This window comes from Variovorax sp. DXTD-1, from assembly GCF_003984625.1.
GTDB lineage: Bacteria > Pseudomonadota > Gammaproteobacteria > Burkholderiales > Burkholderiaceae_C > Variovorax.
In genome coordinates this window covers 37,469-61,558 of the sequence record NZ_RWKH01000020.1, presented here as the reverse complement: position 1 = coordinate 61,558, position 24,090 = coordinate 37,469, and the positions used below count along the sequence as shown (strand labels likewise).

Genomic DNA, 24,090 nt, shown 5'->3' with positions numbered 1-24,090 from the left:
CAACTGCCACTGGTGCGGCTTGCCGATGGATTTTGCGGAGCCTCGCAGCACGCCTGACTCGGCCACCATCGAACACCTGAACGATTCGACGCTGGGCGGCGTTCGCAAGCAGAAGCACCGGCGCCTTGCCCACGCCATCTGCAACCGCACGCGCAACGAGTTCAAGCTGCAGGCCGAACGAAATTTTCAGCGCTGGATTGCCGAGCGGGTCGAGCTCAGCCGCCTCGTCGGCGTTGCGGATCGCTCCGCCGCTGTGCCGGCCGTTATGCCGGCTGAGATGAGCCCCGCACCACCAGCTGCCCCGGCAGCAGCAGCTGGCGAGCCGCCACATCCAGCCCCTGCAGCCGTTCGATCAGGCACGTAGCGGCGCAGCGGCCGATGGCGTCGGTGGGCTGTGCCACGGTGCTCAGGCCGGGGCCGATGAGCGAAGCCCACTCCGGGTCGTCGAAGCCGACAAAGCCCAGCTCCTGCCCGAATTGCCACCCCAGGCGCGCCATGGCCTGTGCGACACGCAGCGTGACCACCGCATTGCCCGCGACCACCGCCGCACGGCGCCCTCGCTTTGCGCGCCGATGCAAGGCGCGCAAGGCTTCGTCCAGCGCGTCGCTTTCTCCCTCGACGCTTTCGAACACCTCGCCCGCCACGCGCGGCTCGTGCGCAGCCACGCAGGCACCGAAGGCGGCGGTGCGTTCACGCCGCGAGCTCACGCCCTTCTGCGGCTCGGTCACGTAGAGCAGTTCGCGGTAGCCGCCTTCGACCAGATGGCCACAGGTGTCCCGCATGGCCGAATGGTTGTCGAGCGATACGAAATCGGTGTGCATGCCGGCATGCCGCCGGTCGACCAGCACCGCGGGCTTGCCGTGCAGCGTGACCGCATCGACCACGTTGCTGCCGCGCCCCAGCGTGTTGAGAATGAAGCCGTCGACCTGGTAGCCCGCAAGCGCATCGATGGCCTCGCGCTCGCGTTCGCTCTCGTTGCCCAGGTTGAACAGCATCACCAGGTAGCCCGCGTCCTGGCAGGCCTTCTCGGCGCCGCGCAGCACCGCCACTGAATACGGGTTGGTGATGTCGGCCACGATCAGGCCGATGAGGCGCGAGCGACCGTGGCTCAGTGCCTGCGCCATGGGGCTGGGGGTGTAGGCCAGCTTGGCAATGGCTGCCTCGACGCGCGCTGCGATGTCGCGGCTCAGCAAGCGTTCGCGGTGGTTGAGAAAACGCGAGACGGTGGCTTTGGAGACGCCTGCGGCTTCGGCGACATCGGCGATGGTGGCGCGCCCGCTCGGGTTCATGGATTTGCTCCTTCCCCCGCTGGGGGAAGGTTGGGATGGGGGCAGGCAGAGCGCGCATTGGGTACGCCGCTTGCCCCCACCCCTGCCCTCCCCCGGAAGGGGAGGGAGAAAATCCTCGAGGGCCTCATGCAGCCGCCGTGTCGTACGGCGCCGTCGGCTTCTCGCCGGCCAACACCTGCAGCAGGTTCGTGGTTGCCAGCTCCGCCATCGCATGCCGCGTCTCATGCGTGGCCGAACCAATGTGCGGCAGCGGCGTGACGCGCGGATGGGTGCGCAGCGGCGAATCGGCGGGCAGCGGTTCTTTCGCAAACACGTCGAGACCGGCGGCGCGCAGCGTGCCATGGTCAAGCGCGTGGAGCAAGGCAGCTTCGTTCACGGTGGCTCCACGGCCGCCATTGATGAAAGACGCCCCCGGCTTCATGCGTGCAAAGAAGCCGGCATCGATCATGCCGCGCGTCGCATCGGTCAGCGGCAGCATCGCCAGCACGATGTCCGAACGCGAGAGCAGTTCGTCAAGCGGTGTATGCGTGGCCCGGCCCTGCAGCTCGGGCGCCTGCGCGGCCAGGTCGACCGGCCGGCGCGAGTGGTAGAGCACCGGCATGCCGAAACCCAGCGCCGCGCGCCGTGCCACGGCCTGGCCGATGCGGCCAAAGCCGAGAACGCCCAGCGTCTTGCCGTGCACGTCGGTGCCGAAGAACTCTTCGCCGATGTTCTTGGTCCAGCGGCCTTCGCGCACGAGGTTCGAGAGCTCGACGACGCGGCGCTGCGTGGCCATCAAGATGGCGAACACCGTGTCGGCCACCGTCTCGGTCAGCACGTCGGGCGTGTGGCACAGCACGATGCCGCGCTTGTGCAGCTCGGCCAGCGGATAGTTGTCGATACCGACCGATACGCTCGAGATCACCTTGAGCTGGGGCGCCGCATCGAGCAGCGCGGCGTCGATGTTGTAGCTCGAACCGATCAGTCCGTTCGCGGTGCCGAGCGCGGCGCCAAAGGCCTCCGGCTCCTTGCGCGGATCGGCAACGGTCACATGGTGCGCGGCCTGCAGGCGCGCGAGCTGGTCTTCGGGCAGCGCCCTGAAGACAAGCACGTTCTTCTTGTCGGTCATTGTCAGAGTCCTGCTTCTTCAAGTTCGGCGCGCGTCGGCAAGCCTTCGGTATCGCCCAGCACCTGCACCGCGCGTGCGCCGATCCAGGCACCGCGGCGCACGGCCTCGGGCACGCTCTTGCCTTCGAGCAGTGCGCTCACCACGCCGGCCGCAAAGCCGTCGCCCGCGCCCACGGTATCGACCACTTCCTTCACCGGAAAACCCTCGATGCGTCCGGTGCCGGCCACGTCGCTGTCGTAGTAGGCGCCTTCGGAACCGAGCTTGACGACCACCAGCTTGGCACCGCGCTCGCGGTAGAAGCGCGCCACGTCTTCGGGCTGGGTATGGCCGGTGAGCAGCAGACCCTCTTCGATGCCGGGCAGCACCCAGTCGGCGCGCGAGGCCAGCTCGTTGATCCAGTGGCGCATGGTGTCGGTCGACGGCCAGAGCGTGGGCCGCAGGTTGGTGTCGAACGAGATGGTGCGGCCAGCTGCACGCATCACGTCCATCGTCTTGAGCGCCGCCTGCAGGCTGGTGTCGGAGATGGCCGGGAACACGCCCGTGGCATGCAGGTGGCGCGCCGAACGCAGCCAGGCTTCATCGACATCGGCCGGGCCCATGTGGCTCGCGGCCGACCCCTTGCGGTGGTATTCGACCGGCGGATCGCTGCCATCGGTGACCCGTCCCTTGAACTGGAATCCGGTGCGCTGCGCGGGGTCGCAGATCACGTGCGAGCAGTCGATGCCCTCGGCTTTCATCGTCGCAATCAGATAGCGCCCCATCGAGTCGGTGCCGAGCCGGCTGGCCCAGCCCACCTTGAGGCCGAGGCGCGAAAGGCCGATGGCCACATTGGTCTCGGCACCGGCAGTGCGCTTGTAGAACGCCTCTGCGTTTTCCAGCGGGCCGGGCCGGTCGGCCACGAGCAGCAGCATGGCCTCGCCGAACAGGGCAACGTCGAAAGCGGTCGGTTCAGTCATGTATTTCTAAGCTCGCGCGGAGCGGATGAAATCGATTTGCGTGCGTGTGACGGCCAGCAGGTCGTCACCCACCAGGGGGTATTCGATGGCATGCGGCACATCGGCCGGCAGCGCGCGCAGCACGGCGCGCCACGGCGCGGCCGAGTCGCCCAGCGGCACCGCCACCCACTTGTGCGGCAGGCGCTGCGCGCCCTTGCAATGCACGTAGCGCACGCGATGCGCAAGCGCCTGTGCCGCCTGCAGCGGGCACTCGCCCAGCCAGTGCCAGTTGCCCATGTCGAAGGTCATGCCGAGTTCGACGCCGGCACGGTCGGCCACGTCGAAGAAGGTCTGCAGCGCGGGCAGCGTGCCGGCGCGCACCGTCTGGTCGTTTTCGATCAGCAGTTCGACACGCGTCTCGGCAAGCTGCACCTTCAGGCCCCAAAGCGACCCGTGAGACGACGCACGAAAATCGCCGATCGACATCTTGAGCCGTTTGGCGCCCAGCCTGGTTGCGGCGGTAATGCCGCGCGCCAGTGCGGCGCTGTCGAGCCAGCCGCCTTCGGCCCAGAGGCCTTCGGGGCTGGAATACACAGACGCCAGCCCTGCCAGAGAAGGCAGTTCCGCATCGGAGTTGCGCAGCATCTCGCCGCGCACCTCGACCGAATCGGCCCCCGCCTCGAGCGCCAGCTGCGAGCACCAGAGCTGGCCATGCCGGCCCACCTCGGCCGCACCGAAGGACGACAGAGAAATCAGTACCTGAAAAGACATCAGTGGGCTTGGTGCGAGCTCAGGATCTGGCCGAGGAACTGGCGCGTTTTTTCGTTCTGCGGATTGCTGAAGAATTCCTGCGGCGGCGCCTGCTCGACGATCTTGCCTTCGGCCATGAAGATCACCCGGTCGGCCACGCTGCGGGCAAAGCCCATTTCGTGGGTCACGCACAGCATGGTCATGCCGTCTTCGGCCAGGCCGATCATGGTGTCGAGCACTTCCTTGACCATCTCGGGGTCGAGCGCCGAGGTGGGCTCGTCGAACAGCATGATCTTGGGCGTCATGCACAGCGCGCGCGCAATGGCCACGCGCTGCTGCTGCCCGCCGGAAAGCTGGCTCGGATACTTGCTGGCCTGCTCCGGAATGCGCACGCGCGTGAGGTACTTCATGGCCACCTCTTCCGCCTGCGCCTTGCTCATGCCGCGCGAGCGCATCGGCGCGAGCGTGCAGTTTTCCAGAATGGTGAGGTGCGGAAACAGGTTGAACTGCTGAAACACCATGCCCACTTCGGCACGCACCGCATCCACGTTCTTGCCGCCGGCCGTAAGGTCGATGCCGTCGACCACGATCCGGCCCTTCTGCACCGTTTCGAGCCGGTTGATGCAGCGGATGAGCGTCGATTTGCCCGAGCCCGAAGGCCCGCAGATCACGATGCGTTCACCCTGGCGCACCGACAGGTCGATGCCGGTCAACACCTGGAATTCACCGTACCACTTGTTGACCGCTTCCATGCGGATGATCGATTCCGTCGTCATGCCAGGATTCCCTTTTCTTCTTCAGCCCTTGCGGTTCACTGCATCTTCGGCAGGTCGGCTTGCAGCCACTTCTGGTAGAGCTTGTTGAGCTCGCCATTGGCGGTGTTCTTGGCAACGAACTCGTTGACCGCCTTGTGCAGCTCTTCCTGGCCCGGGCGCATCGCGATGCCCATCGATTGCTGCACCAGCGTGAACTTGTTTTCGTAGCTGCCGGCGGGCACGCGCTTGGCAATTTGCGCCGCCACGGTCACCGAGCAGCCGATGGCGTCGACCTGACCCGAGATCAGCGCCTGCATGGCCGAGGCGTCGTCGTCGAAGCGGCGGATTTCGGTGCCTTCGGGCGCGGCCTTGGTCACCGCCACGTCTTGCGTCGAAGCGCGGGCCACGCCCACGCGCAGGCCCTTCAGGTCGGCTGCAGCCTTGATGGGCGTCTTGGTGGCGCCGTACAGCACGATGGTGGCGGCCGCGTAGGGCTGCGAGAACTGCACCTGCTTGGCGCGCTCGGGCGTGATGGCCAGCGAGGCGACCAGCAGGTCGACCTTGTTGGTCAGCAGGAAGGGAATGCGGTTCGGGCCGGTCACCGGCACGATGTTGGCTTTGACGCCCCACTCTTTCGCGAGCAGCTTGGCCACGTCGGCGTCATAGCCGTCGGGCTGGTTCTGCGCGTTGGTGGTGCCGTAGGGCGGAAAGTCGACCAGCATGCCGATGGTGATCTCGCCCTTCTTCTTGATGTCGGCCACGGATTGGGCGGATGCGAAGGGTGCGAACACGGTGAGCGCGGCGCCAAGGCCAAGGGCTGCCAGCGCAACGCGGCGGGTGGTGGTACGGATCATTGGATGTGTCTCCTGAAAATGAAAAGGAAGCGACGAGAAAAAATCAGCGTGATTGACGATCGATTCGTGGAACACCGCGGAACCGGCTTTGCCGGGCCGCTGGTGTTGCCCCCGGCGAGGGGGTTGGCGAAAGCGACACGAAGTGCGCGAAGACTGGGGGAGTTTTCATCTTGCGAGCGCCTGTGCGCGCTTGCGTTCCATGCGCCCGGCCAGCAACGAGAGCGGCCAGCAGATCGCAAAGTAGATGGCCGCCACCACCGAGAACACGACGAGCGGCTGGAAGGTGGCGTTGTTGACGATTTGCCCCGCGCGCGTGACCTCCACGAAGCCGATGATGGCCGCGAGCGAGGTGCCCTTGATGATCTGCACGAGGTAGCCGACCGTGGGCGCCAGCGCAATCTTGAAAGCCTGCGGCAACACCACGTCGCGCATGCGCGCGCTGTACTTGAGGCTCAGCGCCTCGGCGGCTTCCCACTGGCCGCGCGGAACGGCCTCGATGCAGCCGCGCCAGATTTCGCCGAGGAAGGCCGCGCTGTTGAGGATGAGCGCCACGCCCGCGGCAACCCATGGGTTGATGTCCAGCCCCAGCACCGGCGCGCCGAAGAACACCAGGAACAGCTGCAGCAGCAGCGGCGTGCCCTGGAAAATCTGGATGAAGGTGGTCGATACCCCGCGTGCCCACGCCGACTCGGACGTGCGCATGAGCGCGATGATCAAGCCGAGGATTGCGCCGCCGACGAATGCAATGGCCGAGAGCGCCAGCGTCCACTTGGCCGCTTCGAGAATGAACAGGAATTCGGGAAAACCGAAGGTACGCATGATGGGTCTGGCTCCGTCCGCAGCGAATTACCGGCGGTCCGGATAGTTGAGCGTGCGCTTGTAGATCAGCTTGAACATGGCCGAGAAGGCCAGTGCCAGCGCGAGGTAGATGGCAGCCACCACGATGTAGATCTCGAAGCTGCGGAAGGTTTGCGACTGCAGGTTGGCGGCCACCGAGGTCAGGTCGTCGGCCGAGATGACCGACACCACGGCCGAGCTCAGCATCAGCAGGATGAACTGGCTCGTGAGTGCCGGGTAAATGGCCTTGAGCGCGGGCTTGATGATCACGAAGCGGAAGATCTCCCAGGGCTTGAGGTTGAGCGCCCTGCCCGCCTCGATCTGTCCCTTGGGAATCGACTCGATGCCCGCGCGGATGATCTCGGTCGCATACGCGCCGAGGTTCACCACCATGGCCACCAGCGCGGCTGTTTGCGGCGACCAGCGCAGGCCGATGGCCGGCAGCGCGAAGAAGAAAAAGAACAGCTGCACCAGGAACGGCGTATTGCGGATGACCTCGATGTACGCATTGATGACAAAGCGCAGCCACCCCGGCCCCGAGGTCTTGCCCCAGGCGCAGAAGATGGCGACCACCAGGCCGATCAGCGTGGCGGAAAGCGAAAGCTGAATCGTGATCCAGGTGCCCTTGAGCAGCAGCGGCCAGGCAGCGAAGACGGCGTCGAATTGAAACTGGTAGTTCATGGGTGCGAGCACGGGCGTTGCCGTGCGCATGCTTCGAAAGCAATGCTTGCAGCTTATATGAAACCGGTTTCAGAGCAGCCTAGGGATTCCCCTAGGTAGGCACCTCCTGCCTACACTGGAGCGATGCCCAATACATCCTCAGCGCCCGCCGTGCAGCATTTCAGGCAAGCCCTGCTCTGGCCCTTGCGGCTGATGCCGGCGCCCGATGCCAAGCCCGCGCACCACGGCCCCTGGCACGTGCTGCGCGAGATGGGCGATGCATCGCCCTGGCGCGAGGAGATCGACGAATACACCGGCGACAGCAGCCGCTTTCACGAGCGCCACTACAACGAGTTCGTGAGCTTCCTGCCGTATGTGCAGCGCTTTCTGTACGGCGAGGGCCGCTCCAAGGGCAAGAGCGGCGAGGAAGGCGGCAACGATGGCGATTCGCCGATGCGCATCTTTAGGCGGCGCGACGTTGCGGCCGTGCGCATGGTGCCGCAGGCCGGCGACGCGCCGATCACGCTCGACGTGGTGCATTGCGACCTGTACTTTTTCTTCGACATCGACGTGGTGCTGCTCAACCTCGAAGTCGGCGCGGACAACCTGAGCCTTGCGCAGGCGCAAGACCTGCTCTACCGCTTCGGCCGCGCCTACCCCGCTGGCTGGAGCGCCGACGGCGGCGCGCTGCATTGCATGGCCAGCGTCGAGTGGCTGGCCGCCGACGGCAGCGTGCTTGCGCGATCGGATGCGCAGCAGCGCGACGCATTTCTCTCGCATGTGGCCGAGCATCGCGCGCCGCGCATTTCGGCCCACTGGGCCTACCTGATGCAGCCGCTGGTGAGCGATCATTCCGACGACCCGGGTGTGCTGCGCTACCGGCAGATCGAGTACTACCGCATGCCCGTGATGGCATACCTTTCGCTCGACGATCCGAAGCGCCTTTCGCGCAACGACTTCATCCGGCTCGGCCTCGTCACCGGCGCCGCCGAAGCCGATGCGACCCGCGATGCCCACCTGCCCTATGCGGATCAGCACCTTGCAGACTTCGAGCACAAGTACTGCTACGACCGCTTCTGGGTCGACGCAGGCGCGGCGCCGAACACGCGCTACCTGTGCAACGGCCACGCGCTGATCGTGGTGGGCGATGCACGCTCCGAATTCTTCTGCTGCCGCGACCGCGGCGTGCTCGCGCAATTCAGGCACCAGCACTTCCTGCTGTTCCTCATCGCGCATTTCCAGAAGGCATCGCTCCTGATGTTCTCCGACCAGTTGGTGGAGGCCCTCAAGCGGCTCGACATTCGCAGCACGCCCAGCGTGAAGCAGTTCAAGCGCGCCATCCGCTCGAGCTTCGAGCGCTTTCTGCGCTTTACCCACCGCTACTGGTTCCACGAGATTTCCGAACAGGCGCAGGTGCGCGCTCTCTCCCACATGTGCACCACGCACCTGGGGCTCGATCCGCTCTACGACGAGGTCAAGTCGCGCATTGCCGACATGAACACCTACCTCGATGCAGACAGCCTGCGCCGGCAGGCGAGCACCGTGGTGCGGCTCACGGTGGTCACGCTGTTCGGCCTGATCGGCACCGTCACCACGGGCTTTCTGGGCATGAACCTGCTGGCCGAGGCCGACGCGCCGCTGTGGCGCAAGGCGATCTGGTTCGGCGTCGTATTCGTCTTCACGACCTGGCTCACGATCTACACGATGGTGAAGTCGCAGCGGCTGTCGGACTTCATCGATGCGCTGTCCAACGATCGGCTGGGGTTTCGCGGGAAACTCAGTGCGCTGGCGCGGGTCTGGCGGTCTGGGGCGGATTGATTTTCGCGTGTGCGTTGTTCAGGGCGGTCGTTGATCAGCGAAGCACCAGCAGCGTGCCCCAGTGCACAGGGCATCGGGTGCTCCGCGCAGCGAAATAAAGGAGGAGGCGAAGCCGGGGGACATTCGCGGAGGGGAGTACCCGGTGGCCTTTGCACGCGCCCTGGAAAAAGCCCAAACCGCACCCCAGGACTAAGATCGCCCCGCCCCCGAAAAAGCCCTATCAAATGCGCATAGCCCTCGTCTCCGACATCCACGGAAACCTCCCCGCACTCGAAGCCGTGATCGAAGACATTGCCCGCCGCGGCGCAGATGTCATCGCCAACCTGGGCGACAGCCTCTCCGGCCCGCTGATGCCGCTGGAAACCGCGCAGTTCCTGATGGCGCAAGACTGGATTCATCTTGCGGGCAACCATGAACGCCAGCTGCTCACAAGGCCTTCGGAAAAACGCGGCCCCTCCGATGCGTTCGCGCATGCGCGGCTCAGCGCGAAGGAGTTCGAATGGATCGCGTCGCTCGGGCACAGCCTGCGCTTCAATCCGGAAATCCTGCTCTGCCACGGCACGCCTTCCAGCGACCTCGAATACTTTCTGGAGACCGTGGAGCCCACGGTGTTCCGCGCTGCTGCCCAGGCGGAAATCGACGCGCGCCTCGGCCAGGTCGATGCGCAGCTTGTTGCCTGCGGGCATACACATGTGCCGCGCGTGGCGCATGCATCCAGCGGGCAGTTGATCGTCAATCCGGGCAGCGTGGGCCTGCCGGCTTACGACGACATTCATCCGTACCCGCACGCCGTGGAAACCGGCTCGCCGAATGCGCGCTATGCCATCGTGGAGCGGCAAGAAAGCGGATGGTCCTCCCGGCTGATTGCGGTGCCTTACGACCACACGGCCATGGCGGCGCTGGCGCTGAAGAACGGGCGGCCGGACTGGGCGCACGCCCTTGCCACCGGGCGCATGTCCTAGCGCCCAGGAGTCAGTCGCCGAACGCGATCTGCGCGCTGGCCACCGCGCGGATCGGCACATCAAAGCTCGTGATGTCCGACAGCGTGGCGTTGTGGTGTGCGCGAATGAAGGCGCCCGTGGCATGCGGCTTGTCGTGCGAGGTGTGCGCATCGGCCGCGAGCATGACCTCGTAGCCCAGCGCGGCGCCGCGCCGCACGGCGGTGTCCACGCAGAACTCCGACGAATAGCCGCAGATCACCACGCGCTGCACCGCATGGCCCGTGAGCCACGCTTCGAGCGGCGTGCGCAGGAACGAGTCGGCCGTGTTCTTGCGGATCTTCGTGTCGCTCGCATCCACGTGCAACGCATCGGCAAGTTGCCACCGCTCGGAGTCGAACTCCAGGTCGATGGTGTTCTCGTGCTGGATGAAGGCCACCGGCACGCCGGCCGCGCGTGCGCGCTCGGTCAGCGCGTTGATGCGGTGGATCACCTGTTCGGCTTCGTGGGGGCGCGGCGGGTCGTCGCAGAGGCCGCGTTGCATGTCGATGACGAGAACGGCAGTTTTCATGGAAGTGGAAAGCAGGCAAGGACTCGGGGCCGCCCCGAGTATGCCCCCGCCACCCGCGCGGCCGTCTCAGTTCCAGGCGCTGACTTCGAGCCGCACCTTGCCGCTGATGCCCGGTGCCGCCGCTGCCGCGCCCAGGCTCGAAAGCGGCACGATGCACTGCTGCTTGCCATTGGCCAGCTGCGTCGAGCTCATCGGCAGCGAGGCCTTGCCCGCGGTGTCGGTCTGCCAACCGTATTTGATGTTCCAGTTCTGCGCCGGATCGTCCGCCTGGGGCGGGGAAAGCTCGATGACCAGCGTGTCGCGGAACAGCGAACTGCCCTCGTAGTGCCCGTCGAGCCAGAACTTCTTGTTGACCTGGTAGTCGGGTACGCGCACGCCGAGCGTCATGGCGTAGGCCAGCGTCGGCCGGTCCTGCTTCACGCGCGCCTTGTTGGCCAGGAACACGGTCGACAGGTAGATCGAGCGGCGCTCGGGCCTGGCCGGGTCGGTGAGTTCCTTGTGCGTGCGGCAGGCGGGTGAATCTTCTTCGGCCACGCGCCGGCTCAGGTACCAGCGCTTGCCGCGCGGAGCGGCGAGCAACTCGACTTGGTAGAGCGCATCGACATCGGCGTCCTTGGGCAGGTCGGGCGGAAGAGTCACGCCTTCCACGTCGAACCAGAGATCGACGCGCACGTCGCCGAACAAGAAGCGCACCAGGTTTTGGTACGCCTCCTCGGAATTGACGATGCCGAAGTAGCCTGAGTGCGACCGAAAGGCGTAGGCGGTGGCCACGGGCTTGCTGCGCTTTGCCTCGTCGATGGACCAGAGCGAGGCGTTCTCGATGCGCACCAGCCCGTCGCTGCCGTGGCCCGCGAACATGCGCGACAGGCCCTTGGCCGCTTCGTAGTCGCCGCGGTTGGAGCCCACCATGCAAAAGAAGCGCTCCGCCGGAAAGGCCGCTGCGGGCAGGTAGTCCATGCGACCGTCGACCGGCGCCGTGTCGAGGAACTCCGACATCTTCTCGCGGTTGAAGGTGTTCATCTCGTTCGCCGTGAGCCAGCCCGGCACGTTGACGCCGCCCAGGTCGATGCCGTTGTGCGGCGTGGCATAAGTGAACACCTTGTCGACACAGGCGCGCGCCGCCGCGTCCCCGAGCGTGGGGTTCTGCAGGAAGGCCCTCACGACCAGTCCGCCCATCGAATGCGCCACCAGGTAGCAGCGAAAGTCCGCCGGTGAAAAAGCGGCGCCCTCGCGCAGCGCGACCAGGTCGCGCACGCGCAGGATCAGCTTGCTCAGGCCCTGCGCATAGATCTTCACGTCGCGCGACTTGCCGTCGCCGAGCAGTTCGGAGCCGCTGTCGTAGTAGCGGTAGATCACGACGGACGCGGCCGGAATGCCGTCCACGTCCTTGCCGGTTTCGTCGGGCGAAGGTTTCCAGTCGTTGTCCAGGATGTCCAGGCCGTTCTGGTAGACGCTCTGGTATTGAAAGTCCGCCAGGAGCCGCACCACCGGAGATTCGAATACGAATTTCTGTGCCGGTGCGTCCTTCTTGACGGTGGCGCGGTACACCGTGGAGCCCACATTGAAGCCGCAGAACGGGTCGGCCGCCGTGTCGTCGCGCTCGGCTTCCGTCATGGCGTAGCCGCGCACGTAGATGATGGGGTAGCGATTGCTGCTCATGGTGGATGTCGCCCTTCAAAGCCCGCAGGGTTCGGCGCTTTTCAGTGTGCCGCGCGCCGCCGCTACCGGCCATAGAACGCATGGCATACGACAACCGGCGCGCAATGCCCCTTTGCACCGAATGTTTCTGCCGTTGAAACCATTGGCAACGAAGCCGCGGCTAAGCTCGCGCCGCCAACACCCCAAACCCGCATCCATGAACGACGTTGCCCGCCCCCTGCTCTTTCTGAAACAACGCTTGAGCCGCTTTCGCCGCTACGGCACCTCGCTCTTCGCGGCCAGCTGCGCGCTGGTCGCGGGCTGCGTGAGCAGCAGCGGGTGCGAGGCACGCTACGACGCATCGCCGCAGTTCAAGGGCTGCGGCTTCCAGAATCTGCCGAACCCGGAAGTCCTGCCTTCCGCCAGCGCCTGGCGGATCTGGTCGCGCTTCATCGTGGGCAGCAAGGTCGACACCGTGCCGGTCGATCCCATTCCCGTGCAGATGCTGAGCACCGCCGACCTGGAGGCGCTCGACCCGAAGGCCAACCATGTGGTGCGGCTCGGGCATTCGTCGCACCTGCTCAAGCTGCAGGGCAAGTACTGGCTGATCGACCCGGTGTTCAGCGAACGGGCCTCGCCGTTCAGCTTCGCCGGGCCCAAGCGCTTCCACAAGCCGCCTCTCAGGCTAGAGCAGTTGCCGCCCATTGAAGGGCTGATTCTTTCGCACGACCACTACGACCATCTCGACGTGGCGACCATCGAGTACCTTGCACAGCGTGTGCAGCGCTACTTCGTGCCGCTGGGCGTGCGCGCGCGCCTGCTGGCCATGGGCGTGCCGGCCGATCGCGTGACGGAGCTCGACTGGTGGCAAGGCGGCGAAAACAACGGCGTGAAGCTCACCGCCACGCCCGCGCAGCACTTCTCGGGCCGCACGCTGACCGACCGCGACCGCACGCTGTGGGCCTCATGGGTGGTGCAAAGCGGCGACCAGCGCATCTTCTACAGCGGCGACTCGGGCTACTTTCCGGGCTTCAAGCAGATCGGCGAACGCTTCGGCGGCTTCGACCTGGCGCTGATGGAAAACGGCGCCTACGACGCCTACTGGCCCGCGGTGCACATGACGCCCGAGCAGAGCGTGCAGGCCTTCGAGGATCTGCGCGGCAAGGTTCTCTTCTCGGTGCACAACAGCACTTTCGACCTTGCCTTCCACACCTGGCACGACCCGCTGGAGCGTATCGCGGACCTGGCGGCGGCAAAGAAGATCGAGCTGGCCACGCCGGTCATCGGCGAAGTGGTCACGGTGGGACAGGCGCGGACCAACAAGCGCTGGTGGCAGGGGCTGCACTAGCGCCGTCGCCGGACTCGCATTACCCCGTTCCCGCGGCATGGTCATGACGGCCGTCGACCTCGAAGGGTAACTTTCGTTTGCAATCAGGCTGACTTGTTTCACGCCAACACTCCATGACTGTCTCGGGGCCTCAAGGCCCGAGGCGCTCAGCGCCGGCTCTGATCGGAGCGGCGATTCCCCATCATGGAGTGATACGAATGAAGAAATCCCTGGTCGTCCTGGCCGCGCTGGCTGCCTGCGGCGCAGCGTCGGCGCAGTCCACCGTAACCCTGTTCGGCGTCGTCGATGCCGCCGTGCGCAGCGTCTCGAACAAGAGCGAGTCGGCCACCGCCTTCGGCCCCGTCTATGCCGTCAAGGCCAGTCGCACCGAGCTGGCCAATTCGGGCCTGAGCTCCAGCCGCCTCGGCTTTCGCGGCGTGGAGGATCTCGGCGGCGGTCTCGCGGCCGGCTTCTGGCTCGAGGCGCCGATCACCAACGACGACGGCGCCACCGGCGTCTCGGCGTTCACGCGCCGCTCCACCGTCAGCCTGTCGGGCGCTTTCGGCGAGGTCCGCCTGGGCCGCGACAAGACCGCCACCGTGTACACCGAAGAGCAGTACGACCCGTTCGGCGACACCGGCATCGGCGGCTCGCTCATCATCGATGCCAACGAGACCAGCGTGAGCGGCACCGGCTTCGGCTCCAACTCGGGCTACAAGCGCAGCAGCAACATGGTGCAGTATTTCCTGCCCCCCAAGCTGGGTGGCTTCTACGGCAGTGTGGAGTACGCGCTGCACGAGCGCACGCGCACGTCGCCGGATACCCTGGCCGGCGCCGACCGCTCGAGCGCCGGACGCCACATCGGCGGCCGCATCGGCTACGCCAACGGGCCGTTCGACATCTCGGCCAGCTATGCGCAGAACGACACGACCTTCACCACCGGCACGGGCGCTGCCGCCGTGGCGCGGCCGGGAAAGATCAGCACCTTCAATCTCGGCTCGACCTACGACTTCGGCGTGGTCAAGGTGTTCGGTATCGTCTCGCGCTCCAGGGACGAGCGTGATGCGCTGAACATCTTCACGCAAACGCCGGACCTGGACCTGACGGGCTACCTGCTGGGGGTGACCGTGCCGGTCGGCCCGGGCGTGATCCGCGCGTCGTATTCGCGCGTCAAGTACGACTTCAACCGCCAGCAGCTCTTCGGCGCGCCGGTCGCCGATCCGAAGGCGAACAAGCTAGCGCTGGGCTACGTGCACAACCTGTCGAAGCGCACCGCGCTCTACGGAACGATTGCACGCGTGTCCAACAAGAACGGCGCGAACCTCACGGTCGGCGCCGGCCCGTCGTACGCCTCGGCGTTCAATGCCGTGGCGCTGCGTCCCAAGACGTCGACCGGCTACGAGTTCGGCATCCGCCACACGTTCTGACCCCGGCAGCAGTCCAAGGATTTCTCCAAGGGTCTCGCAACCGATCCTTTTCAGGCCCGCCGCGCGCGGGCCTTTTTTTCGCCTACTTGCCGCTCTCGCGGCGCTCCCGCGCCCGGCGCTGCTGCCGGGTTTCGTTGGCCTGCGCCGCCATGCGCTCTTTCTCCCGCTTCTTGGCCCCGCGCTTCAGGCGCATGTGGCGGCCGAACCAGAAGCTGCCAAGGCCCGTGACCACCGCGATCGCGAGGCCGATGGTGCTGATGTCGATGCCGCCCATCACAGAACCCGCACGATGCTCGTCGGCTTGAAGCCGAGGTCGGCCGCCTTGCCCTTGCGCGCGCGGCTGCCGCGCGCGTTGTTGAGCGTGCGGATCTCCAGGGTTTCGTCGCGCTCCTTGCCGCCGCGGCCGATGCCTTCGATCTTCACGCTGCGCGTGTAGGCGGCGGCGCCCGCGAGCGTGTCCTTCGCGTCGAGGTCGATCAACGTCAAACCGCGGCCACCCTTGGGCAGGCTCTTGAGCTCGGCGATATCGAAGGTCAGGATGCGGCCGCCGGTGGAGGCGCAGGCCACGTGCGTGGCGGCGGGCATCGGCTCGGCGCCGCTCGCACCGCCCACAAGAGAGGGACGGCAGAGCTGCTCGCCCTCGCCCACGTCGATGAAGGCCTTGCCGCCGCGCTGGCGCGACATCATGTTTTCAACCGTGGCGATGAAGCCGTAGCCGCCGGTGTTGGCCAGCAGCACGCTCGCGCCCACCGGGCCTGCGAAGAAATGCGTGACATGCGTGCCGGCATCGAGTTCGATGAGAGTGGTCACGGGCTGGCCATCGCCGCGCGCGCCGGGCAGCGAGGCCACGGGCACGGTGTACACGCGCACCGTCTTGTCCTTGGCGCTGCCGAAGACCAGCAGCGTGTCGACACTGCGGCACTCGAAGGCGCCGTAAAGTGCGTCGCCGGACTTGAAGCTGTATTCAGGCGCGGCCGAACCGTTGCCCGCGGCCTTCTCGCTGGCCCAGCCCTTCTGTGCGCGGACCCAGCCCTTTTGCGAAACGATGACGGTGACGGGTTCGTCGACCACTTTCACTTCAGCTACGGCTCGCTTCTCGGCCTGGATCAGCGTACGGCGCGAGTCTTCGAAGGTCTTGGCGTCGGCTTCGATTTCCTTCACCAGCAGGCGGCGCAGGGCCGCGGGGCTGCCCAGGATGTCTTCGAGCTTTTTCTGCTCCTCGCGCAGGCCCTTCAGCTCTTGCTCGATCTTGATGGCTTCGAGCCGCGCAAGCTGGCGCAGGCGAATTTCGAGAATGTCTTCGGCCTGGCGCTCGCTGAGATTGAAACGCGCAATGAGCGCGGCCTTCGGATCTTCCGCCGCGCGGATGATCGCAATCACCTCGTCGATGTTCAGCAGCACCAGCTGCCGGCCTTCGAGGATGTGAATGCGCTCGAGCACCTTGTTCAGCCGGTGCCGCGAGCGCTTCTCGACCGTGATTTCGCGGAACGCGATCCACTCGTTGAGCATCTGGCGCAGCGACTTCTGCGTCGGCTTGCCGTCGATGCCCACCATCGTGAGGTTGATCGGCGACGAGGTTTCGAGCGAGGTCTGCGCGAGCAGCGTGGTGATGAATTCTTCCTGGCTGATGCGCGACGTCTTGGGCTCGAACACCAGGCGCACGGCGGCGTCCTTGCTCGACTCGTCGCGCACCACGTCGAGCACCGACAGCATCGCGGCCTTGAGCTGCGTCTGCTCGGCGCTCAGGGCCTTCTTGCCGGCCTTGACCTTCGGGTTGGTGATTTCCTCGATTTCCTCGAGCACCTTCTGCGTGCTGACGCCGGGCGGCAGTTCGTTGACCACCAGCTGCCACTGGCCGCGCGCAAGGTCTTCGATCTTCCAGCGCGCGCGCACCTTGAGCGAGCCGCGGCCGGTGCGGTAGGCGTCGGCAATGTCGCCGGGGCCGCTGATGATTTGCGCGCCGCCCGGGTAGTCGGGGCCGGGCACGATCTGCAGCAACTCTTCTTCGCTGAGCTTGCCGTTCGACTTGATCAGCGCCACGCAGGCATCGGCAATCTCGCGCAGGTTGTGGCTCGGGATTTCGGTGGCCAGGCCCACTGCGATGCCGCTCGCGCCGTTGAGCAGCGTGAAGGGCAAGCGCGCGGGCAACAGGCGCGGCTCTTCGGTGCTGCCGTCGTAGTTGGGAATGAAGTCGACCGTGCCTTCGTCGATCTCGTCGAGCAGCAGGCTGGTGATGCGGGCCAGTCGCGCTTCGGTGTAGCGCATGGCCGCGGCGCCGTCGCCGTCACGGCTGCCGAAGTTGCCCTGGCCGTCGACCAGCGGATAGCGCTGCGAGAAGTCTTGCGCCATGCGCACCAGCGCGTCGTACGCCGCCTGATCGCTGTGCGGATGAAAACGGCCGAGCACGTCGCCGACCACGCGCGCGCTCTTGACGGGCTTGGCACCCACGGTGCCATTGGTGCCGCCAAAGCCCAGGCCCATGCGCGACATCGAATAGAGAATGCGCCGCTGCACCGGCTTCTGGCCGTCGGACACATCGGGCAGCGCGCGGCCCTTGACCACGCTGAGCGCGTATTCGAGGTACGCGGTTTGCGCGTAGTCGGCAAGGGTGAGGGTGGTGTCGCCGTCGGTGGGACCCTGGAGATCGAGCGGAGGTTGGGAGTCGTCCATGGAGAAAAGAGAAAGAGAAACAGTTGCTGGCTGTGCGCTTGCGCGCTCAGCCTAGTGTGAAAGCCTCATGCACCGCCGATTGCACGGAGCCGCCGAGCACGTGCATGCGGCCCTGCCCTGTGCGGCGGTGGCCCACGCCATCTCGCTGCGGCGCATATGGCTCTTTCGACGAAGGCACCGCCGGCAGCATGTCGTGCATGGCCGCATGCTGCGCGCGCGGCGCCGCCCACCGCGCAAGCGGCGGTCGCAAGAACAAGGCTTCGGCGTTGCATGAAGGACTCCTCCATCGACGAGTAAAGGCGGGGACTCGGCATCAGGACACCGGCGTTTCCGCTGCGCCGTCCGGCACCGCCGGCTGCTCGGAAGCCTCGGGCATGGACGGCATGCTGCCTGGCGAGGCGGACGGCATGTTGCCACGGCCCATCGCCCCGCCCTTTGGAACCACCAGTTCCATGCGGATGCGGCCGGGCGCCTTGCCGCCGCGCACGCCGCTGGTGCTGCCGCCGCCGTCCGCCGCCATTGCCGCCGATGGCTTGAGGTACGCATAGAGCCGCAGCACCGTCTGCACGTAGTTCTGCGTTTCCTTGTAGTTCGGTATCTTGTTGCCCGCGCGCTGCACGGCGCCCTCGCCGGCGTTATACGCGGCAAGCGCCAGTTCGATCTGTCCCGGGAACATTGCGATCAGGTCGCGCAGATAGCGGGAGCCGGCGGCAATGTTGATGCGCGGATCGAACAGCTTCTTCTCGATGGTGCCGCGCTTGTCCGCCGCAACGCCGTAGCGCTGCGCGGTGGCCGGCATGAGCTGCATGAGGCCCATCGCGCCCTTGGGTGAAACGGCCTGCGCGTCGAAGCCCGATTCGGTGGCGATGAGCGCCTGCAGCAGTTCATAGTCGATCGAATGCTTGTTGGACGCATCGCGCAACGCGGCCTTCGCGGTCTTGTAGCTCGGCGAGGCTTCGAAGAGCGCGAGCAATGTCTGCGAAGCCGGCGGCACCTTGCCGTCGAGCCTGCGCCCGCTCCGGCCGAGCGGCGAAATTCCCTTGGCCGTGTCGAAGCTCTGCCCGCCGCGAAAGAAGAGCTGGTAGCGCTCGTCGATCTTCTCGGAAGCGAAGTGCGCAACGCCCTTGCTGTCGATGTAGCCGTAGACGTCAGCGGCGTGCGCAAGCCCCTGCTGCGTGCACAGCAGCAGCAAGGCCAGAAGCAACGGACGCATGAAATCTGAAATTTTCACGAGGGTGGTCAAACATCGATATCGACATCGTCGGCGCGCAGTTCCATGAGTTCGCGCCGCGCGGCTGCCTCGCCCTTGCCCATGAGCTTGGTGATCTCCCCTTGGGTGGACGTGAAGTCGAAGCGCCCCAGCTGTACCTTCATGAGGCGCCGGGTATCCGGATTGAGCGTGGTTTCCCACAATTGTTCCGCGCTCATTTCGCCCAGGCCCTTGAAGCGGCTGATGCTCCAGGCGCCTTCGCGCACGCCGTCCTTGCGCAATTTGTCGAGTGTGGCGGTCAGTTCGCCTTCGTCAAGTGCATAGACCTTGGAAGCCGGTTTCTTGCCGCGCGCCGGGGCATCCACGCGGAAAAGTGGCGGCTTTGCGACATACACGTGGCCGGCTTCGATGAGCTTCGGAAAGTGCCGGAAGAACAGCGTGAGCAGCAGCACCTGGATGTGCGAGCCGTCCACGTCGGCATCGGAAAGGATGCAGATTTTTCCGTAACGCAGGCCGCTCATGTCGGGCGTGTCGTTGGGCCCGTGCGGATCGACGCCCACGGCCACCGAGATGTCGTGGATTTCGGTGTTGGCAAAGAGCCGGTCGCGCTCCACTTCCCAGGTGTTGAGCACCTTGCCGCGCAGCGGCAGGATGGCCTGGCTTTCCTTGTCGCGGCCCATCTTGGCGCTGCCGCCGGCGGAGTCGCCCTCGACCAGGAACACTTCGTTGTGGCTCGTGTCCTTGCTTTCGCAATCGGTCAGCTTGCCGGGCAGCACCGCCACGCCGGAGCCCTTGCGCTTTTCGACCTTCTGGCCGGCGCGCTGGCGTGTTTGCGCGGCCTTGATGGCCAGTTCGGCGAGCTTCTTGCCGTAGTCGACGTGCTGGTTGAGCCAAAGTTCGAGCGCGGGGCGCACAAAGCTCGACACCAGCCGCACCGCGTCGCGCGAGTTGAGGCGTTCCTTGATCTGGCCCTGGAACTGCGGATCGAGCACCTTGGCGCTCAACACATACGAAGCGCGTGCGAACACGTCTTCGGGCAAGAGCTTCACGCCCTTGGGCAGCAGCGAATGCAGCTCGATGAAGCCCTTCACCGCGGTGAAGAGGCCGTCGCGCAGACCGCTTTCGTGCGTGCCGCCGGCGCTGGTGGGAATCAGGTTGACGTAGCTCTCGCGCACCGGCTGGCCGTCTTCGGTGAAGGCCACGCACCAGTCGGCGCCCTCGCCTTCGGCGAAGTTGTCGGCGTTCTTGTCGGCATGGCCGCTGCCTTCGAACAGCGGAATCACCGGGTCGCCGTTGAGCGTCTGCATCAGGTAGTCGCTCAGGCCGCCCTTGTAGAGCCACTGCTGGGTTTCCTTGGTCTTCTCGATCGTGAGCGTGACGCTCACGCCGGGCATGAGCACGGCCTTGCTGCGCAGCAGGTGGGTGAGTTCGCCCATCGGCAGAGCCGCGGTTTCGAAGTACTTGGCGTCGGGCCAGGCGCGCACGGTGGTGCCCTGCTTGCGTTCGCCGGCTTCGAGCTTGCGGATCTCGAGCGCCTCGATCACGTCGCCGGCACTGAAGGCCAGCTTGGCCACGGAACCTTCGCGATGCGAAGTGACTTCGAGCCGCTTCGACAACGCATTGGTGACCGACACACCCACGCCGTGCAGGCCGCCCGAGAAGCTGTAGGCGCCGCCCGAGCCCTTGTCGAACTTGCCGCCCGCATGCAGCCGGGTGTAGACCAGCTCGATCACGGGGGCCTTTTCTTCGGGGTGCAGGCCAAAGGGAATGCCGCGGCCGTCGTCTTCGACGCTCACCGAATTGTCGGCGTGCAGCGTGACCTTGATCTTCTTGCCATGGCCGGCCAATGCCTCGTCGGCGGCGTTGTCCAGCACCTCCTGGATGATGTGCAGCGGGTTGTCGGTCCGGGTGTACATGCCCGGGCGCTGCTTCACGGGCTCAAGGCCCTTGAGCACGCGGATGGAACCTTCCGAGTACCCGGAGGACGCGGACGATGAACTGGGGGGAGTCTTGGGGGGAGTCGCCATGGGGGCGGATTGTAGTCAGTCGATGCGAAATGACTGGATACCCATACAGGAACACCGACCGGACCGGCCGACGATCCGCCCGGTCTTTGCTTACTTGGCGGCTGTCACATGCTGACGCTTTGATGCGAACAACGCATCGATCCGGCCCCAACAAATCATCAATGGCCTTTGGCCCCGCGCCACCCTGCCCAAGTAGCAAATCGGTACATTCAGAGGCATGCAAGCCTCTTCCCCCACTCTCTCGGTCAAGCAGGTGCTGATCTGCGGCGCCATGATCGTCACGCTCTCGATGGGCATCCGCCACGGCTTCGGGCTCTGGCTGCAGCCCATTACTCAGGCGCAGGACTGGAGCCGCCAGACCTTCTCGTTCGCGCTTGCAGTGCAGAACCTCTCGTGGGGCATCTTCGGCGTGTTCGCGGGCATGGTGGCCGACCGCTTCGGGGCCTTCCGGGTCCTTGTGGCGGGCACGGTGTTCTATGCACTGGGCCTGCTGGGCATGGCGTATTCGCCCACCCCGCTGCTGTTCACCCTGAGCGCCGGCGTGCTGATCGGCGCCGCGCAGGCCGGGACGACCTATGCCGTGGTGTACGGCGTGATCGGCCGCCAGATTCCGGCCGAGCGGCGCTCGTGGGCCATGGGCGTGGCCGCGGCCGCGGGCTCGTTCGGGCAGTTCCTGATGGCGCCGATCGAGGGCCGGTTGATCGGCCACCTGGGCTGGCAAACCGCGCTGGCTGTGGTGGCTGTGCTGGTGCTGGTGATCGTGCCGCTCGCCCTGGGCCTGCGTGAGCCGCGGCAAGGGGCCTTGGCCGGACACCGTGAACAATCGGTGCTGCAGGCGGTGGGCGAAGCGTTCCGCTACCCGAGCTTCGGGCTGCTGATGGCTGGGTATTTCGTGTGCGGCTTCCAGTTGGCATTCATCGGCATCCATATGCCGACCTACCTGCGCGACCAGAAGCTGCCGGTGGAAGTGGCGGGCTACGCGCTGGCGCTGATCGGGCTCTTCAACGTGTTCGGCACCTATACCGTGGGGCTCCTGGGCCAGAAGCTGGCCAAGCGCAAGATCCTGGCGGCCATCTACTTTGCGCGGGCAGTCTCGATCGTGCTGTTTCTGCTGGTGCCGATCTCGCCGCTCAGCGTGTATGTTTTCTCGGCAGCCATGGGCTTTCTGTGGCTTTCGACGGTGCCTGCAACCAACGCGATCATTGCTGGCATCTTCGGCGTGGCGCACCTGTCGATGCTCAGCGGCTTCGTGTTCCTGAGCCACCAGGTCGGGTCGTTCATCGGCGTGTGGCTTGGCGGCTACCTGTACGACACCACGGGCAGCTACGACATCGTCTGGTACATCGCGATTGCCCTTGGCGTGTTCGCGGCGCTGATCAACCTGCCGGTCAAGGAAGGCGCCATTGCGCGCGGAGCGCGGCCGGCCGCTGTGCCGGGCTGAGCCGACGGCGGAAAATGGCGACCACAATGACTCCCCAGATGCGCCACCACCTCGTGCACGCCGGCTGGCTGGCCGCCGCGTTGGCGGTGCTGGGCGGCGTTTTCGCGCTTTACGTTCATCCGGACTTCCTGGTGACGCTGGTCGACCAGGTCTGGTCGTGCTTCTGACCGCTATGAAAGACATAGCAGCCTTGCACGGCCGACTTGCACCGTCGGAATGGATCGTGCGGTGGTCTCACCTGCTCGCGCCCGGCAGTACCGTGCTGGACGTGGCCTGCGGCCAGGGGCGCCACATGCAGTGGTTTGCCGGGCTCGGGCATGCGGCCACGGGCGTCGACCGCTCAAACGAAGCGATTGAAGCCGCGAGCGCCTTCGGCCGCACCCTTACCGCCGACATCGAATCCGGCCCCTGGCCTTTTGCGGGCCAGTCTTTCGGTGCTGTGGTCGTCACCAACTACCTGTGGCGGCCGCGCATGGCCGACATCGTGGCCGCGGTCGCGGCGGGCGGCGTGCTGCTCTACGAAACCTTTGCCGCAGGAAACGAGACGGTGGGCAAGCCTTCGCGCCCGGACTTCCTGCTGCAGCCTGGCGAGCTGCTGGCCGCCTGCCGCGAGCTGCGCGTGGTGGGCTACGAGGACGGCTTTCTTGCCGAGCCGGACCGCTTCGTTCAGCGCATTGCCGCGGTTCGCGCCGGCAGCGCCGCCTCGGGCGCGCCCGAACGCCGCCTGCTGCGGCCAAACTGACCCCGCCGGCGCGGCTGTTTCCGGGGGCTCCGGAGTAAGTAGAATCGGCGCTTTCGTCCACCGACAGAGAGATTCCCCCTTGGAGCAACTGACAGGCAGCATCGTCGCTCTCGTCACGCCGATGCACGACGACAGCAGTGTCGACTACCCCGCCCTGCGCCGGCTGATCGACTGGCACATCGACGAAGGCACCGACTGCCTTGGCGTGGTCGGCACCACCGGCGAATCGCCCACGGTCGACGTGGAAGAGCACTGCGAAATCATCCGCGTGTCGGTCGAGCAGGCCAAGGGCCGCGTGCCCGTGATGGCCGGCTGCGGCGCCAATTCGACCAAGGAAGCCATCGAGCTCGCCAAGTTCGCCAAGGGCGTGGGCGCCGATTGCCAGCTGCAGGTGGTGCCCTACTACAACAAGCCGACGCAAGAAGGCCAGTACCAGCACTTCAGGGCCATTGCCGAAGCCGTGGGCGACCTGCCCACCGTGCTTTACAACGTGCCCGGCCGCACCGTGGCCGATATGGCGCACGACACCGTGCTGCGCCTGGCGCAGGTGCCGGGAATCATCGGCATCAAGGAAGCCACCGGCAACATCGAGCGTGCCCAGTGGCTCATTCGCGACCTGCCCAAGCACTTTGCCGTGTATTCGGGCGACGACCCGACGGCGGTGGCTCTCATGCTCTGCGGCGGGCAAGGCAACATCAGCGTCACGGCCAACATCGCGCCGCGCAAGATGCACGAGCTGTGCGTTGCGGCCATTGCGGGCGACGTGCGCAAGGCGATGCAGATCCAGTTCGAGCTGATGCCGCTGCACCGCAACCTGTTTGTCGAACCCAACCCGATTCCTCTCAAGTGGGCCATGTCCAGGCTCGGCCTTTGCGGCGGCACCCTGCGCCTGCCGCTCACCGAACTGGCCGAAACGAACCAACCCGTGGTCGAGGCTGCCCTGCGCGCCTGCGGCCTGCTCAAGGGCTGAGCCCGCTTCATCTCCCCAATACTCCCATCTCTTTTCTCCCTGCCGCATCGAGGTTACGCAACCTTTTGCCTGAACCGTGCTCAGAGAGTGCGGGCAATGCGGCCCCATAGATTGATCGAACCC

Annotated in this window: 23 protein-coding genes; 8 read left to right on the top strand and 15 right to left on the bottom strand. The window is 65.9% G+C overall.

Features of this window, described 5'->3' with window-relative positions:
• Window positions 1–263 precede the first annotated feature (263 nt).
• From EJI00_RS18775 to EJI00_RS18740, 8 genes are all read right to left on the bottom strand, one after another.
• Window positions 264–1,289, bottom strand: coding sequence for a LacI family DNA-binding transcriptional regulator (locus tag EJI00_RS18775; protein WP_126749009.1), 1,026 nt, complete (start codon window positions 1,287–1,289; stop codon window positions 264–266).
• Window positions 1,290–1,413: 124 nt separating this feature from the next.
• The gene (locus EJI00_RS18770) at window positions 1,414–2,397 is read right to left on the bottom strand and encodes a 2-hydroxyacid dehydrogenase (RefSeq protein ID WP_126749008.1); all 984 of its coding nucleotides are present in this window, start codon (window positions 2,395–2,397) and stop codon (window positions 1,414–1,416) included.
• Between the two features lie 2 nt (window positions 2,398–2,399).
• On the bottom strand, window positions 2,400–3,353 hold the full coding sequence (locus EJI00_RS18765) for a sugar kinase (protein ID WP_126749007.1): 954 nt from the start codon (window positions 3,351–3,353) through the stop codon (window positions 2,400–2,402).
• Window positions 3,354–3,359: 6 nt separating this feature from the next.
• Entirely contained in the window at window positions 3,360–4,103 is a 744-nt protein-coding gene (locus EJI00_RS18760; protein ID WP_126749006.1) for a sugar phosphate isomerase/epimerase family protein, read from the bottom strand.
• Window positions 4,103–4,858 (bottom strand): amino acid ABC transporter ATP-binding protein, encoded by a 756-nt coding sequence (locus EJI00_RS18755; RefSeq protein ID WP_126749005.1) that lies wholly within the window; start codon window positions 4,856–4,858, stop codon window positions 4,103–4,105. Before EJI00_RS18755 ends, EJI00_RS18760 begins: the two co-directional genes overlap by 1 nt.
• Window positions 4,859–4,893: 35 nt before the next feature.
• Window positions 4,894–5,691, bottom strand: a complete 798-nt coding sequence (locus EJI00_RS18750) for a transporter substrate-binding domain-containing protein (RefSeq protein WP_126749004.1) — start codon at window positions 5,689–5,691, stop codon at window positions 4,894–4,896.
• A 165-nt stretch (window positions 5,692–5,856) separates the two neighbouring features.
• Entirely contained in the window at window positions 5,857–6,510 is a 654-nt protein-coding gene (locus tag EJI00_RS18745) for an amino acid ABC transporter permease (RefSeq protein WP_126749003.1), read from the bottom strand.
• Window positions 6,511–6,537: 27 nt separating this feature from the next.
• A complete protein-coding gene (locus EJI00_RS18740) occupies window positions 6,538–7,209 on the bottom strand; it encodes an amino acid ABC transporter permease (RefSeq protein WP_126749056.1) in 672 nt (223 codons plus the stop codon).
• A 123-nt stretch (window positions 7,210–7,332) separates the two neighbouring features.
• On the opposite strand from EJI00_RS18740, the gene EJI00_RS18735 reads away from it, so the two are divergent.
• Both EJI00_RS18735 and EJI00_RS18730 read left to right on the top strand, forming a co-directional pair.
• The gene (locus tag EJI00_RS18735) at window positions 7,333–9,006 is read left to right on the top strand and encodes a hypothetical protein (RefSeq protein ID WP_126749002.1); all 1,674 of its coding nucleotides are present in this window, start codon (window positions 7,333–7,335) and stop codon (window positions 9,004–9,006) included.
• 224 nt (window positions 9,007–9,230) lie between these two features.
• A complete protein-coding gene (locus EJI00_RS18730; RefSeq protein ID WP_126749001.1) occupies window positions 9,231–9,968 on the top strand; it encodes a metallophosphoesterase family protein in 738 nt (245 codons plus the stop codon).
• 10 nt (window positions 9,969–9,978) lie between these two features.
• On the opposite strand, the gene EJI00_RS18725 is transcribed toward EJI00_RS18730, so the two are convergent.
• Both EJI00_RS18725 and EJI00_RS18720 read right to left on the bottom strand, forming a co-directional pair.
• A complete protein-coding gene (locus EJI00_RS18725) occupies window positions 9,979–10,515 on the bottom strand; it encodes a cysteine hydrolase family protein (protein ID WP_126749000.1) in 537 nt (178 codons plus the stop codon).
• 66 nt (window positions 10,516–10,581) lie between these two features.
• Window positions 10,582–12,174 (bottom strand): esterase/lipase family protein, encoded by a 1,593-nt coding sequence (locus EJI00_RS18720; RefSeq protein ID WP_126748999.1) that lies wholly within the window; start codon window positions 12,172–12,174, stop codon window positions 10,582–10,584.
• A 196-nt stretch (window positions 12,175–12,370) separates the two neighbouring features.
• Here EJI00_RS18720 and EJI00_RS18715 point away from each other — a divergent pair, with 196 nt between their 5' ends.
• Window positions 12,371–13,501: an MBL fold metallo-hydrolase gene (locus EJI00_RS18715; protein ID WP_260590776.1), complete on the top strand. Its 1,131-nt coding sequence runs from the start codon at window positions 12,371–12,373 to the stop codon at window positions 13,499–13,501.
• Between the two features lie 197 nt (window positions 13,502–13,698).
• Complete coding sequence (locus EJI00_RS18710) at window positions 13,699–14,907, top strand: porin (protein ID WP_126748998.1); 1,209 nt, start codon at window positions 13,699–13,701, stop codon at window positions 14,905–14,907.
• Window positions 14,908–14,989: 82 nt separating this feature from the next.
• Here the strand turns inward: EJI00_RS18710 and EJI00_RS18705 are convergent, their stop codons facing one another.
• The 5 genes from EJI00_RS18705 to EJI00_RS18685 form a co-directional block, all read right to left on the bottom strand.
• Window positions 14,990–15,181, bottom strand: coding sequence for a hypothetical protein (locus EJI00_RS18705; protein WP_126748997.1), 192 nt, complete (start codon window positions 15,179–15,181; stop codon window positions 14,990–14,992).
• Window positions 15,181–17,577 (bottom strand): DNA topoisomerase IV subunit A, encoded by a 2,397-nt coding sequence (gene parC / locus EJI00_RS18700; protein WP_126748996.1) that lies wholly within the window; start codon window positions 17,575–17,577, stop codon window positions 15,181–15,183. The genes EJI00_RS18705 and parC overlap by 1 nt, the downstream gene beginning before the upstream one ends.
• Window positions 17,578–17,623: 46 nt before the next feature.
• Window positions 17,624–17,827 (bottom strand): hypothetical protein, encoded by a 204-nt coding sequence (locus EJI00_RS18695; protein WP_126748995.1) that lies wholly within the window; start codon window positions 17,825–17,827, stop codon window positions 17,624–17,626.
• 63 nt (window positions 17,828–17,890) lie between these two features.
• Complete coding sequence (locus tag EJI00_RS18690) at window positions 17,891–18,790, bottom strand: lytic transglycosylase domain-containing protein (protein WP_126748994.1); 900 nt, start codon at window positions 18,788–18,790, stop codon at window positions 17,891–17,893.
• A 26-nt stretch (window positions 18,791–18,816) separates the two neighbouring features.
• On the bottom strand, window positions 18,817–20,814 hold the full coding sequence (locus EJI00_RS18685) for a DNA topoisomerase IV subunit B (RefSeq protein WP_126748993.1): 1,998 nt from the start codon (window positions 20,812–20,814) through the stop codon (window positions 18,817–18,819).
• 217 nt (window positions 20,815–21,031) lie between these two features.
• Between EJI00_RS18685 and EJI00_RS18680 the strand changes: the two genes are divergently transcribed.
• From EJI00_RS18680 to dapA, 4 genes are read left to right on the top strand one after another with little or no spacing between them, the layout of a single operon-like run.
• Window positions 21,032–22,255: an MFS transporter gene (locus EJI00_RS18680; RefSeq protein WP_126748992.1), complete on the top strand. Its 1,224-nt coding sequence runs from the start codon at window positions 21,032–21,034 to the stop codon at window positions 22,253–22,255.
• A 26-nt stretch (window positions 22,256–22,281) separates the two neighbouring features.
• Window positions 22,282–22,422 carry a hypothetical protein gene (locus EJI00_RS25110; RefSeq protein ID WP_185868163.1) on the top strand — a complete coding sequence of 47 codons (141 nt, stop codon included), beginning with the start codon at window positions 22,282–22,284 and terminating at the stop codon, window positions 22,420–22,422.
• A 5-nt stretch (window positions 22,423–22,427) separates the two neighbouring features.
• Window positions 22,428–22,997: a class I SAM-dependent methyltransferase gene (locus EJI00_RS18675; RefSeq protein ID WP_126748991.1), complete on the top strand. Its 570-nt coding sequence runs from the start codon at window positions 22,428–22,430 to the stop codon at window positions 22,995–22,997.
• Window positions 22,998–23,040: 43 nt separating this feature from the next.
• Complete coding sequence (dapA, locus tag EJI00_RS18670; RefSeq protein WP_409514033.1) at window positions 23,041–23,967, top strand: 4-hydroxy-tetrahydrodipicolinate synthase; 927 nt, start codon at window positions 23,041–23,043, stop codon at window positions 23,965–23,967.
• Window positions 23,968–24,090 lie beyond the last annotated feature (123 nt).

Coding starts and splice junctions, on each gene's coding strand:
- EJI00_RS18720 (WP_126748999.1), bottom strand. CDS start 12,174: ATGAGCAGCAATCGCTACCCCATCATCTACGTGCGCGGCTACGCCATG.
- parC (WP_126748996.1), bottom strand. CDS start 17,577: ATGGACGACTCCCAACCTCCGCTCGATCTCCAGGGTCCCACCGACGGC.
- EJI00_RS18675 (WP_126748991.1), top strand. CDS start 22,428: ATGAAAGACATAGCAGCCTTGCACGGCCGACTTGCACCGTCGGAATGG.
- EJI00_RS25110 (WP_185868163.1), top strand. CDS start 22,282: ATGACTCCCCAGATGCGCCACCACCTCGTGCACGCCGGCTGGCTGGCC.
- EJI00_RS18750 (WP_126749004.1), bottom strand. CDS start 5,691: ATGATCCGTACCACCACCCGCCGCGTTGCGCTGGCAGCCCTTGGCCTT.
- EJI00_RS18715 (WP_260590776.1), top strand. CDS start 12,371: ATGAACGACGTTGCCCGCCCCCTGCTCTTTCTGAAACAACGCTTGAGC.
- EJI00_RS18685 (WP_126748993.1), bottom strand. CDS start 20,814: ATGGCGACTCCCCCCAAGACTCCCCCCAGTTCATCGTCCGCGTCCTCC.
- EJI00_RS18755 (WP_126749005.1), bottom strand. CDS start 4,858: ATGACGACGGAATCGATCATCCGCATGGAAGCGGTCAACAAGTGGTAC.
- EJI00_RS18775 (WP_126749009.1), bottom strand. CDS start 1,289: ATGAACCCGAGCGGGCGCGCCACCATCGCCGATGTCGCCGAAGCCGCA.
- EJI00_RS18745 (WP_126749003.1), bottom strand. CDS start 6,510: ATGCGTACCTTCGGTTTTCCCGAATTCCTGTTCATTCTCGAAGCGGCC.
- EJI00_RS18730 (WP_126749001.1), top strand. CDS start 9,231: ATGCGCATAGCCCTCGTCTCCGACATCCACGGAAACCTCCCCGCACTC.
- EJI00_RS18765 (WP_126749007.1), bottom strand. CDS start 3,353: ATGACTGAACCGACCGCTTTCGACGTTGCCCTGTTCGGCGAGGCCATG.
- EJI00_RS18705 (WP_126748997.1), bottom strand. CDS start 15,181: ATGGGCGGCATCGACATCAGCACCATCGGCCTCGCGATCGCGGTGGTC.
- EJI00_RS18680 (WP_126748992.1), top strand. CDS start 21,032: ATGCAAGCCTCTTCCCCCACTCTCTCGGTCAAGCAGGTGCTGATCTGC.
- EJI00_RS18760 (WP_126749006.1), bottom strand. CDS start 4,103: ATGTCTTTTCAGGTACTGATTTCTCTGTCGTCCTTCGGTGCGGCCGAG.
- EJI00_RS18770 (WP_126749008.1), bottom strand. CDS start 2,397: ATGACCGACAAGAAGAACGTGCTTGTCTTCAGGGCGCTGCCCGAAGAC.
- EJI00_RS18735 (WP_126749002.1), top strand. CDS start 7,333: ATGCCCAATACATCCTCAGCGCCCGCCGTGCAGCATTTCAGGCAAGCC.
- EJI00_RS18710 (WP_126748998.1), top strand. CDS start 13,699: ATGAAGAAATCCCTGGTCGTCCTGGCCGCGCTGGCTGCCTGCGGCGCA.
- EJI00_RS18690 (WP_126748994.1), bottom strand. CDS start 18,790: ATGCGTCCGTTGCTTCTGGCCTTGCTGCTGCTGTGCACGCAGCAGGGG.
- EJI00_RS18740 (WP_126749056.1), bottom strand. CDS start 7,209: ATGAACTACCAGTTTCAATTCGACGCCGTCTTCGCTGCCTGGCCGCTG.
- EJI00_RS18725 (WP_126749000.1), bottom strand. CDS start 10,515: ATGAAAACTGCCGTTCTCGTCATCGACATGCAACGCGGCCTCTGCGAC.